The 15,464-nt window shown below is 57.8% G+C and carries 13 protein-coding genes; 10 read left to right on the forward strand and 3 right to left on the reverse strand.

Annotated elements, in window-relative coordinates; genetic code table 11:
- Window positions 1-4: 4 nt before the first annotated feature.
- Window positions 5-1,180 carry an acetyl-CoA C-acyltransferase family protein gene (locus ACR0J8_RS18875; protein WP_480526625.1) on the forward strand — a complete coding sequence of 392 codons (1,176 nt, stop codon included), beginning with the start codon at window positions 5-7 and terminating at the stop codon, window positions 1,178-1,180.
- A gap of 96 nt (window positions 1,181-1,276) precedes the next feature.
- On the opposite strand, the gene ubiB is transcribed toward ACR0J8_RS18875, so the two are convergent.
- Window positions 1,277-2,806 (reverse strand): 2-polyprenylphenol 6-hydroxylase, encoded by a 1,530-nt coding sequence (gene ubiB, locus ACR0J8_RS18880; RefSeq protein WP_480526626.1) that lies wholly within the window; start codon window positions 2,804-2,806, stop codon window positions 1,277-1,279.
- A 3-nt stretch (window positions 2,807-2,809) separates the two neighbouring features.
- Window positions 2,810-3,562, reverse strand: a complete 753-nt coding sequence (ubiE, locus tag ACR0J8_RS18885; protein WP_480526628.1) for a bifunctional demethylmenaquinone methyltransferase/2-methoxy-6-polyprenyl-1,4-benzoquinol methylase UbiE — start codon at window positions 3,560-3,562, stop codon at window positions 2,810-2,812.
- Window positions 3,563-3,648: 86 nt separating this feature from the next.
- Between ubiE and mutM the strand changes: the two genes are divergently transcribed.
- From mutM to recF, 6 genes are all read left to right on the forward strand, one after another.
- Window positions 3,649-4,500, forward strand: a complete 852-nt coding sequence (gene mutM / locus ACR0J8_RS18890; protein ID WP_170805855.1) for a bifunctional DNA-formamidopyrimidine glycosylase/DNA-(apurinic or apyrimidinic site) lyase — start codon at window positions 3,649-3,651, stop codon at window positions 4,498-4,500.
- A gap of 66 nt (window positions 4,501-4,566) precedes the next feature.
- Window positions 4,567-5,343, forward strand: coding sequence for an enoyl-CoA hydratase (locus tag ACR0J8_RS18895; RefSeq protein WP_170681949.1), 777 nt, complete (start codon window positions 4,567-4,569; stop codon window positions 5,341-5,343).
- Between the two features lie 230 nt (window positions 5,344-5,573).
- Entirely contained in the window at window positions 5,574-5,837 is a 264-nt protein-coding gene (gene rpsT / locus ACR0J8_RS18900) for a 30S ribosomal protein S20 (protein WP_170575014.1), read from the forward strand.
- A gap of 558 nt (window positions 5,838-6,395) precedes the next feature.
- Window positions 6,396-7,787, forward strand: coding sequence for a chromosomal replication initiator protein DnaA (gene dnaA / locus ACR0J8_RS18905; protein WP_480526630.1), 1,392 nt, complete (start codon window positions 6,396-6,398; stop codon window positions 7,785-7,787).
- Window positions 7,788-8,013: 226 nt separating this feature from the next.
- A complete protein-coding gene (gene dnaN / locus ACR0J8_RS18910) occupies window positions 8,014-9,135 on the forward strand; it encodes a DNA polymerase III subunit beta (protein WP_170615475.1) in 1,122 nt (373 codons plus the stop codon).
- 59 nt (window positions 9,136-9,194) lie between these two features.
- Complete coding sequence (recF, locus tag ACR0J8_RS18915) at window positions 9,195-10,292, forward strand: DNA replication/repair protein RecF (protein ID WP_480891665.1); 1,098 nt, start codon at window positions 9,195-9,197, stop codon at window positions 10,290-10,292.
- Here the strand turns inward: recF and ACR0J8_RS18920 are convergent.
- Complete coding sequence (locus tag ACR0J8_RS18920) at window positions 10,289-10,855, reverse strand: carboxymuconolactone decarboxylase family protein (protein WP_480891685.1); 567 nt, start codon at window positions 10,853-10,855, stop codon at window positions 10,289-10,291. The genes recF and ACR0J8_RS18920 overlap by 4 nt on opposite strands.
- A gap of 100 nt (window positions 10,856-10,955) precedes the next feature.
- Between ACR0J8_RS18920 and ACR0J8_RS18925 the strand changes: the two genes are divergently transcribed.
- The 3 genes from ACR0J8_RS18925 (at window position 10,956) to ACR0J8_RS18935 (ending at window position 15,381) form a co-directional block, all read left to right on the forward strand.
- Window positions 10,956-11,528, forward strand: a complete 573-nt coding sequence (locus ACR0J8_RS18925) for a TetR/AcrR family transcriptional regulator (protein WP_480891668.1) — start codon at window positions 10,956-10,958, stop codon at window positions 11,526-11,528.
- Window positions 11,529-11,630: 102 nt separating this feature from the next.
- Window positions 11,631-14,048, forward strand: a complete 2,418-nt coding sequence (gene gyrB, locus ACR0J8_RS18930; protein WP_480891671.1) for a DNA topoisomerase (ATP-hydrolyzing) subunit B — start codon at window positions 11,631-11,633, stop codon at window positions 14,046-14,048.
- A 553-nt stretch (window positions 14,049-14,601) separates the two neighbouring features.
- A complete protein-coding gene (locus ACR0J8_RS18935) occupies window positions 14,602-15,381 on the forward strand; it encodes a P-loop NTPase fold protein (protein WP_480891674.1) in 780 nt (259 codons plus the stop codon).
- Window positions 15,382-15,464: the final 83 nt, after the last annotated feature.

The following is a 15,464-nucleotide window of genomic DNA, read 5'->3' on the forward strand; positions in this document are numbered from 1 at the left end:
ATCCATGACCGACATCGTAATTCTCGATGGTGCCCGCACCGCGATTGGCACCTTTGGCGGGGCTCTGGCCTCGACCGCGCCGATTGATCTGGCGACTGTTGCGACCGAGGCGGCGCTGGAGCGGTCCGGTGTCGAAGGCGCGCAAATCGGGCATGTGGTGTTCGGTCATGTGATCAACACCGAGCCGCGTGACATGTATCTGTCACGGGTTGCTGCGATGCAGGCAGGAATTCCAAATGGCACCCCCGCAATGAACGTGAACCGGTTGTGCGGGTCTGGCGCGCAGGCGATCGTGTCGGCGGTGCAGTCGCTGACGTTGGGCGATGCGGAATTCGCCGTTGCAGGCGGCGCCGAAAGCATGTCGCGCAGCCCCTATATCATTCCGCAGGCGCGGTGGGGCGCAAAGATGGGTGATGTCACCTCGCTGGACATGATGCTGGGGGCACTGAACTGCCCGTTCGGAACCGGGCATATGGGTATCACCGCCGAGAACGTCGCGGACGAGCACCAGATCAGCCGTGAGCAGATGGACGCTTTTGCAATGACCAGCCAGACCCGCGCGGCGGAAGCGATCGAGGCGGGTTATTTCGAAAGCCAGATCGCGCCAGTGCAGGTCAAGGTTAAGCGCGACATGGTCGATTTCAAGGTCGATGAGCACCCGAAAGCAACCTCGCTTGAGGCGCTGTCAGGTTTGCGACCGGTGTTCAAGAAAGACGGTCGTGTTACTGCCGGAAATGCCTCGGGTATCAATGACGGGGCAGCGGCTATGGTTCTGGCGACGGCAGATGCCGCCGAGAAAGCCGGATTGAAGCCCAGGGCGCGCGTTTTGGGATATGCCCATGCCGGGGTTCGGCCCGAAGTGATGGGGATCGGACCGGTTCCGGCGGTTCAGAATCTGCTAAAGAAGACCGGGCTGTCCACCGAAGAGTTTGATGTCATTGAAAGCAATGAGGCGTTCGCTGCGCAGGCTTTGGCTGTCAATCAGGAGCTTGGGCTGGACGCATCGAAGGTTAACCCCAACGGTGGTGCGATCGCTCTGGGCCACCCGGTGGGCGCGACCGGTGCGATCATCACTTTGAAGGCCCTCTACGAGTTGGAGCGCACCGGTGGTTCCAAAGGTCTGATCACCATGTGCATTGGGGGCGGTCAGGGGATTGCCATAGCAATCGAGCGCCTTTGATCTGAGATCGGGCAGGGGGGCTGTCAGCCCCCCATCGCGCCATGGCGCGATTCCCCCCGAGGATATTTTTGGCCAGATGAAGCAGGCGGGCCGGAGTTAACCCAATACTGTAATCAAAAGCACCGCCGCCGCACCGAAAGCTGCGCCGATTGCGGCGGTCAGAAGTGACGCCACGACTTTGTTGCCTTTGGTTTCTTCCTGTTGGGTCTGCGCAATCAGCGCGTTTTCAACCAATCCAGGCAGGCGTGGGCCAAACCGGGCCAGAACCATTGCTGTCTTGCCGAAGTCCCGCATTACGGCGCGCGGGCCGATTGACTGTTTGATGTAATCTTCAACCACGGGACGCGCGACCTCCCAGATGTTCATGTGGGGGTCCAGTGACCGCGCGACGCCTTCGACCACAACCATGGTGCGTTGCAGCAGGATCAGTTCCGTCCGGGTTTCCATCCCGAACCGTTCGGTTACTTCGAACAGGTAGCTCAGCAAACGCCCCATGGAGATATGGGTAGCGTCCATACCGAAGATCGGCTCTCCGACCGCGCGCAGGGCCCGGGCGAACTCGTCAACGTCCTGATTGGCGGGGACATAGCCCGCCTCGAAATGCACTTCGGCCACGCGCTTGTAGTCGCGACGGATGAAGCCGAACAGGATCTCGGCATAGACCCGGCGGGTGTATTCGTCGATATGGCCCATGATGCCATAGTCGTAGGCAATGATGTCGCCGTTTGCCGCGACTTTCAGGTTTCCCTGATGCATGTCGGCATGAAAGTAGCCGTCGCGCAGGGCATGCAGCAAAAACAGGCGCAAGACCCGCTGGGCCAGATCGTTGCGGTTATGATCCGCGGCATCCAGAGCCTCGTTGTCGCCAAGCGGGATTCCATCTGCCCAGCTGAGCGTCATCACCCGGCGTGCGGACAACGACCAAACCACGGGCGGCAGCCAAAAGCCCGCATCATCCTTTGTGTTGGCAGCGTATTCCGAAGCAGCCGCGCTTTCCAGACGCAGGTCAAGTTCGCCGCGTACGATCCCGTCGAAATGCTCGATGACCTCCATCGGGCGCAATCGGCGCGCGCCGGGGGCAAAGAGATCAACAATGCGGGCGGCAAAATAGAAAGCGTCGACATCCTTTTTGAAGGCGCGTTCGATGCCGGGGCGAAGGACCTTGACGGCGACGTCTTCGCCCGTGCTGGTCAGTTTGGCCTTGTGAACCTGTGCGATCGAAGCGGCGGCAATCGGATCGCTGAATTCACTGAAGATTTCGGCCACCGGTTGCCCCAGTTCCTTTTCCACTTCGGCCATTGCTGCTGAGCGGGAAAAAGGGGGGAGTTTGTCCTGTAACACACGCAGCTGGCTTGCCAGTTCGTTGCCTACAACATCCGGTCGGGTCGACAGCACCTGGCCAAACTTTATGTAGGCCGGACCCAGCGCGGTCAGGGCACGCGTCGCCGGCGGCATCTTGGAATCGCCTTTGTAACCCAGCCATTGGAAGGGTTTGCCCAACGTATGCGCCAGGATGCGCACGGCACGCGGGGCTTCAAACGCATCCAGCACGACATTCATGGCACCCGTGCGCTCTAAGGTGGCGCCTGTGCGGATCAGGCGGATGATATTATGAGGGCCGCGCATAGGTCAGATCTTCCATCCGGAATGCAGCACCGCGATGCCCATGCTCAGGTTGCGGTATTTGGCATTCTCGAATCCCGCTGCGCGGACCATGTTCAAAAAGGTTTCCTGATCCGGGAATTTGCGGATCGATTCGACCAGGTACTGATAGCTGTCGTAGTCATTGGCGATCAGTTTCCCCATGCGCGGGATGACGTTGAAGCTGTAGAGGTCATAGAGCTTTTGCAACCCGTCATTGGGCAACTGGCTGAATTCCAGCACCATCAGGCGGCCACCGGGTTTGAGAACACGGAACGCTTCGTTCAACGCCTCTTGCGGGCGGGTGACGTTCCGGATCCCGAACGAGATGGTGTAGACGTCAAACGTGTTGTCCTCGAAAGGCAGTGCCATGGCATCACCGACTACCCAGTTGAGGCTGTCCGACATCTGGTCGGCTTCGGCGCGCTGGCGGCCTTCGATCAGCATCGGTTCGGTCAGATCCAGAACGGTGGCGTGGCCGTGGCCCGCGCGTTTAAGGAAGCGGAAAGAAATATCGCCCGTGCCACCCGCCACATCCAGCAGCCGCTGACCAGGGCGCGGAGCCAGCCAGTCCATCATCGCGTCTTTCCAGACACGGTGGATGCCCATCGACATGACGTCGTTCATCACGTCGTATTTCGAGGCGACCGAGTTGAACACGCCCTGTACGCGCCCGGCTTTTTCAGCCTCGCGCACGGTTTCGAACCCGAAATGTGTGGTCTTGTCGCTGTTGTCGGACATTTGCCTTGCCGTTTGTCGAATTTCGCCTCTGTTATAGGGCTCTGGAACCGGGGCACAATGCGGCCCTTTGGATTAGGAGCCGTGTAATGCCGGAATTGCCCGAGGTCGAGACAGTAAGACGCGGCCTGACCCCTGCAATGGAGGGGGTGGTGATCGAAAAGGCGGACGTGAACCGACCGGATCTGCGCTGGCCGTTTCCGGAACGCATGGCCGAGCGACTGACGGGCCAGCGGGTTGACAGGCTGCGGCGGCGGTCCAAATACATTCTGGCCGATCTTGGCAGCGGCGAGACGCTTTTGATCCATCTGGGCATGTCCGGGCGGATGACCGTCTCGGGCGATCCGCTTGGGCAGTTCGTGCACGAGCATCCGATGCCGGCAAAACACGATCACGTCGTGTTTCACATGGTCAATGGCGCGCGGGTGACCTTCAACGACCCGCGCCGGTTCGGGGCAATGGATCTGCTGCCGACGGCCACGGCCGAGGAACACAAACTTCTGTCGGTTCTGGGGCCGGAACCCTTGGGCAATGATTTTCACGAGCAACACCTGGTCGATGCGTTTCGCGGAAAGAACACGCCGGTCAAATCCGCATTGCTGGATCAGGGAATCGTTGCCGGGCTCGGCAATATTTACGTGTGCGAGGCGCTTTATCGCACCGGGGTGTCGCCACGTCGCAGGGCCGGGCAAATTTCTGCGGCGCGAGTCGCGGCGCTGGTTCCTGTTATTCGGCAGGTGCTGCAGGAGGCGATTGAGGCGGGTGGATCGTCGCTGCGGGATTTCCGCCAAGCTGATGGAGAACTTGGATATTTTCAGCACAGCTTTGACGTCTATGGCCGAGAGGGCGAGCCCTGCCGGACCGAAGGTTGTGACGCTGTGATAAGGAGAATCACCCAGTCCGGTCGCTCATCCTTCTACTGTGCGCAATGCCAAAGATAGCTTGATCCAAGTTTTTCGCGTGGTAAGGAATCGTACTTGAACGGAACAACCGGAAGCTTACATCCCATGGCTTTTGAGACGATCATCGTCGAAATCGAAGACCACGTTGCCCTTATCAAGCTCAACAGACCGGACGCGATGAATGCGCTGAACACCCAGTTGATGGGTGAGCTGTACACCGCGCTGGAAGAGGCAGATGAAAACGACAAGGTGCGCTGCATCGTCATCACCGGCTCGGAAAAGGCCTTTGCCGCGGGCGCGGATATCAAAGAGATGTCCGAGATGAGCTTTGTCGATGTCTACAGTCAAAACCTGTTTGGCGAAGCGAATGATCGCGTCTCGGCTATTCGTAAACCGATCATTGCTGCGGTGGCAGGATATGCGTTGGGTGGCGGCTGTGAACTGGCGATGCTGTGCGATTTCATCATCGCCGCTGATACTGCCAAGTTCGGCCAGCCAGAGATCAATTTGGGTGTCATTGCCGGCATCGGTGGCACGCAACGCCTGACCCGATTTGTCGGCAAGTCAAAATCGATGGACATGAACCTGACCGGGCGCTTTATGGATGCGGAGGAGGCCGAGCGTTCGGGGCTGGTCAGCCGCGTTGTTCCGGCAAAAAAGCTGATCGAAGAGGCAATAGGGGCCGCGCAGAAGATCGCGGAGAAATCGCAACTGACGGCGATGGCGGCAAAAGAGGCCGTGAACCGCAGCTATGAGTTGCCACTGAGCGAGGGAATGCTGTTTGAACGGCGCGTGTTCCACTCGATGTTTGCGACAGAAGACCAAAAAGAGGGCATGGCCGCGTTTCTGGAAAAACGCGCGGCGCAGTTCCGCGACAAGTAAGCGGTGCCCTGACCAGATCGGAACAGGCGGGCCATTGCCCGCCTTTTTCATACCTGCCTTGCGCATCAAAGAATCGGCTTGGCAAACCTCGCCAACTTGGATAGTAAGCGCCGCTATACATGCGCGTGCGGCCCGCTCGGCCCGACTCACACTCGTGATTTCTGATCCGGTGCGGATGTTTCCGTGGCGCGCAACCCTAGATAACCGTACCGAACAAAGGTCAGAAACACATGGCTAACTCGCCTCAGGCAAAGAAACGCGCACGTCAGAACGAAAAGCGTTTCGCTGTAAACAAAGCACGCCGTTCGCGCATCCGCACCTATCTGCGCAAAGTTGAAGAAGCAATCGCATCCGGCGACAAGGACGCGGCAACCGCAGCCCTGCGCGCAGCCCAGCCCGAACTGATGCGCGGTGTCACCAAAGGTGTCTTCCACAAGAACACTGCTGCCCGCAAAATGTCGCGCCTGTCGTCGCGCGTAAAAGCACTGGGCTGACGCCGGTGCCTGACCTAGCGTCAGGTAAACAAGGCTGATCCATTTCAGAAGGCGTCGCAATGTGCGGCGCCTTTTTGCTGTTGCCGATATATCGCGCCTTCACAAAACCGAGAGATTCTTTCTGCCGGATTCCTGAGTCAATATCAGAGATTCATTGCCGCCGGCCGTTCGGTCTTGTTACCACTGTTTCAGCGATTCACTCGCTTGGGGGGACAGGCTGTCCTGGCGATCGGACTGACGGGCATCAGGATGATCCATGGACGAATGTCGGCGACCGGTCTGGCCGGTTTGGCGATCTGCTTCGGGTCTCGGGAAACCGAGGTGCTCGGTCCTGTCTAAAATTGGAAGGTGATGCGTAACCTGGTTTTCGGGCGCGCTCCGGCTGTTGGAGCGTAGCAGTATCAGCGATGCGCAGAAAAAGAAAATCTAACCGCCGATCTATTTGGTTCGGCGCAAGGGTGCCTTTTGCGTGAGTGAACGCCCAGAAGACCGGGTGATCCGGACAAATTCAATAAAAGGCCTGAAGGCCTATAAAGAATGGGATGCGTGAGGCGCTGAATGACACAAGAGAAATGGGGACTGCTGCGTAAAAAGTTGCTGAAGGTTGTTGGCCGGAACAACTACACCACCTGGATCGAACCTCTTGAATTTCAGGAGTTGGAGGACGGTGTAGCGGTGTTTTCGGTGCCGACGAATTTCATGGGCAACTACGTGAGTCAGAATTTTGCGGATCTCATTCTCTATGAACTGAACACCTCCGGTGAACCGGTGGAGCGTCTGGCCTTTCGCGTCGCGGCCAATTCGCCCGCGCGGCCGGCAGTGGAACCCGCTACGGCAGCGCGGGAAATGGCGGAACCCAAAAGGGTCGATCCATCCTATCAGGAGGATGGCAATGGTGCCCTGGATTCGCTGCAGGCGGCACCGTTGGATGCGCGCTTTACGTTTGACAGCTTTGTGGTCGGCAAGCCCAACGAACTGGCCCATGCCGCGGCGCGCCGGGTTGCAGAAGGCGGGCCGGTTACTTTCAATCCGCTGGTCCTTTACGGCGGCGTCGGGCTGGGTAAAACACACCTGATGCACGCCATCGCCTGGGAGCTAAAAACCAAGCGCCCTGAGTTGAATGTGCTCTATCTGTCGGCCGAACAGTTCATGTACCGCTTTGTACAGGCTCTGCGCGAGCGCCGGATGATGGATTTCAAACATCTCTTCCGGTCGGTTGATGTGCTCATGGTCGACGATGTCCAGTTCATCGCGGGCAAGGATTCAACTCAGGAAGAGTTCTTTCACACTTTCAACGCCTTGGTGGATCAGAATAAGCAGATTATCATCTCGGCCGATCGCGCCCCGGGCGAAATCAAGGATCTGGAGGACCGTGTGAAGTCGCGTCTGCAATGCGGCCTGGTCGTCGACCTGCACCCCACCGACTACGAATTGCGCCTTGGTATCCTGCAGAACAAGGTACAGCAGTATAGCAGCACATATCCGGATCTGACCATCGCGGACGGTGTTCTGGAATTCCTCGCACACCGCATCTCAACCAATGTACGCGTGCTTGAAGGGGCTTTGACACGTCTCTTTGCGTTTGCCTCGCTGGTGGGGCGTGAGATCGATATGGAACTGACTCAGGATTGTCTGGCCGACGTCCTGCGCGCGTCCGAGCGTAAGATCACCGTTGAAGAGATTCAGAGGAAAGTATCGGACTACTACAACATTCGCTTGTCCGACATCATCGGTCCGAAACGCCTGCGTTCATACGCGCGTCCGCGTCAGGTTGCGATGTATCTGTGCAAGCAGCTGACCAGCCGCTCGTTGCCCGAGATCGGCCGCCGCTTTGGCGGGCGTGACCACACCACGGTCATGCATGGCGTCAAGCGGATCGAAGAGTTGAAGCTGACCGACGGTCAGATCGCGGAAGACGTTGAAATGCTGCGGCGGTCTCTGGAAGCCTAATTGCAACCCAAGCCCTTCATCAACGCCCCGGTTCACCAGGTCCGGGGCGTAATCATGTGCGCTATTGTCCACGCCTGGCCTGGAACTGTGCTTTGGAAACCACGCGGCCCTTGACGTGTTGGGCAATCCGACCCAGAAAACCATAAAAAATCCTTGTGCCTCAGGGTGGAACCGCTAACGTGCCAGTCCCGCCCATGTCGGCACAGAAGTCAGAGGAATTGAGGGTATGAAGATCAGCATCGAACGCGGCACCCTTCTCAAGGCCGTTTCGCAGGCCCAATCCGTTGTGGAACGCCGCAACACAATTCCGATTCTGGCCAATGTGCTGATCGAGGCTGAAGGCAACCAGGTGCAGTTCCGCGCCACCGATCTGGATATCGAAGTGGTGGACAAGGCCCCTGCGCAGGTTGAAAAAGCCGGGGCGACCACGGTGGCGGCAACGACCCTGCACGAGATCGTGCGCAAGTTGCCCGACGGCGCGCTGGTCACGTTGACGGCTGACAGTGCTGCGGGTCGCCTGACGGTTGAGGCCGGGAGATCCAACTTCTCGCTGGCGACATTGCCGAAAGAAGATTTTCCGGTGATGGCTTCTTCGGAGTACCAGTCGAATTTCACAGCTTCCGCAGCATTGCTGCGCCGGTTGTTCGACAAGTCCAAATTCGCCATTTCGACTGAAGAAACCCGGTACTACCTGAACGGTGTTTACATGCATGTGGCGGATGGGTCCGAGGGCGGCAAGGTTCTGCGCTGCGTGGCCACCGATGGACACAGGCTGGCGCGCATTGACGCCGACCTGCCGGATGGGGCGGCGGGTATGCCGGGCGTCATCGTGCCGCGCAAGACCGTGGGCGAATTGCGCAAGCTGCTGGACGATGACGAGATGGATATCGCTGTCTCGGTCAGTGAAACCAAGGTGCGGTTCGCGACGCCGGATATCACGCTGACCTCAAAAGTGATCGATGGCACTTTCCCCGACTACACCCGTGTCATTCCGCAGGGGAACACTCGCAAGTTGGAAGTCGACGCTGCCGAATTCGCGCAGGCCGTGGACCGTGTTGCAACCGTTTCATCAGAGCGGTCGCGGGCGGTAAAGCTGCAGCTGGATGCGGACAAGCTGGTCCTGTCGGTGAACGCGCCGGATAGCGGTGCGGCCGAGGAAGAACTGGCCGTAGCCTATGGCGACGAGCGGCTGGAGATCGGGTTCAACGCGAAGTACCTGCTGGAGATCGCTAGCCAAGTGGATCGCGAGAATGCGGTGTTCATGTTCAATTCGGCTGGAGACCCGACGCTGATGCGTGAAGGCAATGACCAGAGCGCGGTTTACGTTGTCATGCCGATGCGTGTCTGATCGCGCTGGCGCGCGATGCCTCCGGCGGGAGTATTTTTGAAAAGATGAAGGGAGGGGTCATGGCTTTGGCCCTGACCGAACTTACGGTCTCGCATTTCCGGTCCCACAAACTGGCGCGTTTGTCTTTGGATGGGCGGCCCGTGGCGATCCATGGACCGAACGGGGCTGGCAAGACCAATATCCTAGAAGCGGTTTCACTGTTTTCGCCGGGTCGTGGAATGCGACGGGCCAGCGCGGCGGAGATGACTCGGCGCCCCGAGGCGCTGGGCTGGAAGCTGTCCGGGCTGTTGCAGGCGCAGGGACAGCGATACGAGATTGAGACCTGGTCGGAAGGTGGTGCGGCGCGACAGGTTCGGATTGACGACAAGGCCGCCAGTCAGATTGATCTGGGCAAGCTGGCGCGGGTGGTCTGGCTGATTCCGTCGATGGATCGGTTGTGGATCGAGGGCGCCGAAGGGCGGCGCCGGTTCTTGGACCGGATCGCGCTGAGTTTCGACCCAAGCCATGCCGAGGCATCGTTGATCTACGAAAAATCCATGCGGGAACGGAATCGCTTGCTGAAGGAGCAGGCGAGGGATGCCCATTGGTATGCCGCCCTGGAAGGTCAGATGGCGGAGATGGGGCACCGGATAAATGTGGCCCGGTTATCGGCGCTGGACCATCTGCGCGCAGCGCAGGATCAGGCAGAAACGGCATTTCCGTCTGCTGAACTGGAGCTGGTGCAGACCGATGGGACGATGCCCGGGACGGCGGAAGACTTGCGTTACGCATTGAATGAAAGCCGCTTTCGCGATTTGGCGGCGGGGCGGACTTTGGTTGGGCCGCATCGGTCGGATCTGTATGGGGCGTATGCGGCCAAGGGCGTGCCTGCCAGGGATTGTTCAACCGGCGAGCAGAAGGCGCTTTTGGTTTCGCTGATCCTGTCCAACGCGCGGGCGTTGGCCGGGATGGTGGGTGCGCCACCGATCGTGTTGCTGGATGAAGTTGCCGCCCATCTGGATGCCACCCGACGGGCCGCGCTTTATGATGAGATCTGCGCGCTTGGTGCTCAGGCCTGGATGACGGGCACCGGGCCTGAGTTGTTTGCGGAATTGGGTGAGAGGGCCCAGACGCTGGTTGTCACGGAAGGCGACGAAGGCTCGGTCGTGACGCCTTAGGCGGGTTCGCTGACCTTGCGTTCCCAAAGGAAGCCGTGCATGACTTGATCCACAGGTGTTTTAGCCATGTGATTGACGTAGTTCGACATGGTCTTCTGAGCCAGGCCCAGCACCACGTCCAGAACAGCACGGTGTGAGTAGCCCGAATCAAAGAAGGTTTGCAATTGCGCCTCGGAGACGTTGCCGCGGGTTTGCATCATTTGCAGGGTAAAGGTGCGCAGTGCTTCGAGTTTGGCATTGGGCAGCGGGGTTTCGTTGCGAAGCGCTTCGGTGATCTCATCCGAAACCTTCATCATCTTCGCGATGCCGGTATGAGCGGGCACACAGTAGTGGCATTCATTTTCAACATTGATGGTCTGCCAGACGACGGTTTTCTCGTCATTGTCGAAATCGGTCTGCATGAACAGGCCGTGCAGGACCTGATAAGCTTCCAGATGCTGGGGGCTTTCAGCCATCACCTTGTGCAGGCCGGGCAAGCGGCCAAACGCGGCCTGGGACTTCTCGAGAAGCGGTTTGGATCCTTCTGGTGCGGATTCGAGGTCGTGGGAGGGGAAGTTGGCCATGTCGGAACTCCTGTTTTCTGGCGACTGAGTCCGAAATAGTCTTTCTTGAGTGATCACTCAAGTATATATTTGAGCGAGCGTTCAAGAATAGGTGAAGTAGATGCCCCGCAAACCCGCATATGACCGAGACGCTCTGATCGCGAAGGCCAGGGATATTTTTTGGCGTCAGGGCTGGGCCGGGACGTCGCTGAAGGATCTGGAACGCGAGTTGGGCCTCAAACCGGGCAGTTTTTATGCGGCATTTGGGTCCAAGGATGCGCTTTATGCGCTGACGTTGGAACGGTACGCGCAGGATGGTGTGGCGCGCCTTATGGAGCTGGCCGAGGAATTAGGGCCGCTTGAAGCATTGAAGGCGCAGCCACGGATCGTGATCGATTCTGCCCAGATGCCTGCAAGAGCCTGCATGTTGGCCAAAACCTACGCCGAGTTGCAGTCGAAGGATCACGAACTGGCCGAAAAGGCGAGCCGTCATATGGCGGATATGAAAGTGTGTTTTGCAACGCTGTTTCGCCGCGCGCAGGAGGCCGGAGAAATCGGCGCGGATCGTGATCCGGACCGTCTTGCGGCGCGGTATCAATCCGACCTGTTGGGGCTGCGTTTGTCGGCCGAGCGCAGCGATGTGAATGCCCTGGAAATCGCGGCGGATATCGCGGCGGATATCGACCGGCTTTGATCTGCTGAAAAAACCAAGTTCCGCCACAAAATGTGGGGGGATCGCGTGACATTCCCCACCAGAAAACGTATAAGTTACCAAAATAATATAGGTACTAACGGCATGTCCGAAGACGCACAGGCATCACAAGAATACGGCGCGGATTCTATTAAAGTTCTCAAGGGCTTAGAGGCCGTCCGCAAGCGCCCTGGCATGTATATCGGTGATACCGATGATGGCTCGGGTCTGCACCACATGGTGTACGAAGTTGTCGATAATGGAATTGACGAAGCTCTGGCCGGTCATGCCGACCATGTGACCGTAAAAATTCACGCCGATTCCAGCGTTTCGGTCAGCGATAACGGGCGCGGGATTCCGGTCGATATCCACCCCGAAGAAGGCGTGTCTGCCGCCGAGGTCATCATGACCCAGTTGCACGCGGGCGGTAAGTTCGACAGCAACTCGTACAAGGTGTCGGGCGGTCTGCACGGCGTGGGCGTATCGGTGGTGAACGCGTTGTCCGACTGGCTGGAACTGCGGGTCTGGCGCAACGGAAAAGAACATATTGCCCGGTTTGAAGGGGGCGAGACAGCCGAGCATCTGAAGGTCGTGGCCGAGTGTGGTGGCCGCACGGGGACCGAGGTGCGGTTCCTGGCTTCGACCAATACGTTTTCGAATCTGGAATATTCCTTCGAGACACTGGAAAAGCGCCTGCGCGAACTGGCCTTCCTGAACTCGGGCGTGCGGATCATCCTGATCGACGAACGTCCGGCGGAGCGGCTTGAGACCGAACTGTTCTATGAGGGCGGCGTAAAAGAATTCGTCAAATACCTGGACCGTTCGAAAACTGCTGCGATGCCCGAGCCGATTTATATCAAGGGCGAGCGCGATGATATCGGTGTCGAAATCGCCATGTGGTGGAATGACAGCTACCACGAGACGGTTCTGCCCTTCACCAACAACATCCCGCAGCGCGATGGCGGGACACATGTGGCCGGATTCCGGGGCGCGCTGACCCGGACGATCAACAACTACGCGCAGTCCAGCGGGATCGCCAAGAAGGAAAAGGTCAGCTTTACCGGCGACGACGCGCGCGAAGGCCTGACCTGTGTGTTGTCGGTGAAAGTGCCTGATCCGAAGTTCTCGTCCCAGACCAAGGACAAGCTGGTCAGCTCCGAAGTACGCCCGGCGGTCGAAAGTCTGATGAACGAAAAGCTGGCCGAGTGGTTCGAAGAAAACCCGAACGAGGCCAAGACCATCGTCGGTAAGATCATCGAGGCTGCTCTGGCGCGCGAGGCCGCTCGCAAGGCCCGCGAACTGACCCGTCGCAAAACGGCGATGGACGTGAACTATCTGGCGGGCAAGCTAAAGGATTGCTCCGAGAAAGATCCGTCCAAGACCGAAGTCTTCCTCGTCGAGGGGGACTCGGCTGGCGGTTCTGCTCAGACGGGCCGGGATCGTCTGACACAGGCCGTTCTGCCCTTGCGCGGGAAGATCCTGAACGTCGAGCGTGCCCGGTTCGACCGGATGCTGTCTTCTCAGGAAATCGGCAACCTCGTCATGGCGCTGGGCACTGGTATTGGTCGGGATGAGTTCAATATCGAAAAGCTGCGCTACCACAAGATCGTCATCATGACCGATGCCGACGTGGACGGCGCGCATATCCGAACCCTGCTGCTGACCTTCTTCTATCGGCAGATGCCGGAGCTGATCGAGGGCGGGTATCTCTATATCGCGCAGCCGCCGCTATACAAGGTTTCGCGTGGTAAATCAGAAGTTTACCTGAAGGATCAGGCGGCACTGGATGACTATCTGATCAACCAGGGCGTCGAAGGTGCGGTTCTGAAACTGGGCTCGGGCGAAGAGATCGTAGGCCAGGATCTGACCCGGGTGGTCGATGAAGCACGGCAGTTGAAACGTGTGCTGGATGCGTTTCCGACCCACTACCCGCGCCATATACTGGAACAAGCTGCCGTTGCCGGGGCCTTTGTGCCGGGCGCGGTTGATGCCGACCTGCAAGGCGTGGCCGACAAGGTCGCCGCCCGTCTGGACTTGATCGCGCTTGAATATGAACGAGGGTGGCAGGGCCGGATCACGCAGGACCACGGCATTCGGCTGGCCCGCATACTGCGCGGTGTCGAAGAAGTGCGCACGCTGGATGGCCCCATGCTGCGTTCGGGCGAGGCGCGCAAAACAGGCAGCTTCACACAAAGCCTGCAAGAGGTTTACAACACCCCCGCGACCCTGATCCGCCGGGACCGTATGCAATCGATTCACGGTCCACTGGACCTGCTGCGCGCAATTCTGGAAGAAGGCGAAAAGGGCCTGTCGCTGCAACGGTACAAAGGTTTGGGTGAAATGAACCCCGACCAGCTTTGGGAAACAACGCTGGACCCCGACGCACGCACACTGTTGCAGGTGCGGGTGGATGATATGGTCGAGGCGGATGATCTGTTTACCAAACTGATGGGCGACGTGGTCGAACCGCGGCGGGAGTTCATCCAGAAAAACGCGCTGAGTGTTGAAAACTTGGATTTCTAGTCATGTGTAGGTTTGCGCATAACACTTCGCGCACCCCATAAGTTTGCGTAGTTTGCCCATAGTTTTGCGCTGCGCGATTGTCTGCCCTAGCGGTGAATTCAATCAGTTTTTGGCGTAGTCGTTGCTGTTATGGTCCTTTGCGTTGCTCAATCCCGCAAAGGGCCTCCCTAAGGAACCTTGGGTTCCATGCGGCCTTTTTGCTTGGATTCTCGCGAAGGTCTGCGACGCGCAGAAAGCAGACTTCGCAAAGTCTCCGTTCAAAGTTTCGCCTGCCTAACCTGACCGGCCCGGAGCCGCCGTACGTTCAGGCGTATCAAGCTACCGCGCAGCTTCAGGAAAGCAGTCATTGAAGTGTCTGCTCAAGCTACCTACTGGTTTGCGCAAAATAACTGCAAACTTGTCAACGATTTGCCGGGGAGTTCTTGTCACAGCTAGAACTCTGATTCATTGCTGAGCACAGCGTGCAGGTCAAAAACGATTGTTTGGGGTTACGTCTGGTGAACAAGGATCGACGTGACCGTCTGCACCTGCCATAAACTGTTCATTCAATTTAGTGGCGAGTATTTTGCGAATGGGCATTGATAGGGCCGAGGTAAAGAAATTTCTTAGAAATTGGGCAAACACTGAATCGAAACCCCACTTTGCGGTTTTGGTCGAAGGGCGTTGGGGCTGCGGGAAAACTCATTTTGTATTGCAGTTGTTAGAAGATGAGTCGTTCACAGACCGCAAACCCATCTACCTTTCGGTGTTTGGTATCCCCGACGTCCAGTCATTGGAGACCAACCTCTTTTATGCAAGTGCCGGTTCTCTCACGAAAACACTACACAAGGGGGCGGGCCTTGCTGGATCTATCTTCAGCGGTGCACTTACACTTGGATCAGGAGGCATTTTTGGGGGTACAGCAAACCTGAACAAAATCGTTGATGCGGTGACTTCGCAACTGGAACAATCATCGACGAACATGGACGGAGCACTTTTGGTTCTGGATGATTTAGAACGCTGCCAAATCCCCATGTCGGAACTATTGGGCGTTGTGAATCGATTCGTAGAGCATGGTGATACTCGTGTAATTCTTTTAGCGAATACAGACGGTTTGAAAGATGATCACTTTATTGCATTTAGAGAAAAGATAGTCGGGCATTCATTTTTTTTGGAAAGCGACCCCGACAGCGCATTAGCGTCGTTCGTCGGGGAAATCGGACAGTCCGACGTTCGTGGGCTGCTTGAATATTATGAACAGGACATCCGTGAACTCTACAACAAGTCTGGTTTCCACAACCTTCGAGCTTTGCGTCAGTTCGTTTGGCAGTTGGCTACTGTACTTGTGTCTTAGCCCCGTAAAACTGTGCCACTATTTTGGTGTCACGGAAGGGATGATGGATGGCTCGGAAGCGGTATTCGGATGAAGATGCGTTG

This window comes from Ruegeria sp. N11, from assembly GCF_056531525.1.

What these genes read in the sequence shown, in the direction of transcription:
- ubiB (WP_480526626.1), bottom strand. Translation starts at nt 2,806, where the DNA reads ATGCGCGGCCCTCATAATATCATCCGCCTGATCCGCACAGGCGCCACC.
- ACR0J8_RS18875 (WP_480526625.1), top strand. Translation starts at nt 5, where the DNA reads ATGACCGACATCGTAATTCTCGATGGTGCCCGCACCGCGATTGGCACC.
- ACR0J8_RS18920 (WP_480891685.1), bottom strand. Translation starts at nt 10,855, where the DNA reads ATGGCCAACTTCCCCTCCCACGACCTCGAATCCGCACCAGAAGGATCC.
- dnaA (WP_480526630.1), top strand. Translation starts at nt 6,396, where the DNA reads ATGACACAAGAGAAATGGGGACTGCTGCGTAAAAAGTTGCTGAAGGTT.
- ubiE (WP_480526628.1), bottom strand. Translation starts at nt 3,562, where the DNA reads ATGTCCGACAACAGCGACAAGACCACACATTTCGGGTTCGAAACCGTG.
- ACR0J8_RS18925 (WP_480891668.1), top strand. Translation starts at nt 10,956, where the DNA reads ATGCCCCGCAAACCCGCATATGACCGAGACGCTCTGATCGCGAAGGCC.
- dnaN (WP_170615475.1), top strand. Translation starts at nt 8,014, where the DNA reads ATGAAGATCAGCATCGAACGCGGCACCCTTCTCAAGGCCGTTTCGCAG.
- ACR0J8_RS18895 (WP_170681949.1), top strand. Translation starts at nt 4,567, where the DNA reads ATGGCTTTTGAGACGATCATCGTCGAAATCGAAGACCACGTTGCCCTT.
- rpsT (WP_170575014.1), top strand. Translation starts at nt 5,574, where the DNA reads ATGGCTAACTCGCCTCAGGCAAAGAAACGCGCACGTCAGAACGAAAAG.
- recF (WP_480891665.1), top strand. Translation starts at nt 9,195, where the DNA reads ATGGCTTTGGCCCTGACCGAACTTACGGTCTCGCATTTCCGGTCCCAC.
- gyrB (WP_480891671.1), top strand. Translation starts at nt 11,631, where the DNA reads ATGTCCGAAGACGCACAGGCATCACAAGAATACGGCGCGGATTCTATT.
- mutM (WP_170805855.1), top strand. Translation starts at nt 3,649, where the DNA reads ATGCCGGAATTGCCCGAGGTCGAGACAGTAAGACGCGGCCTGACCCCT.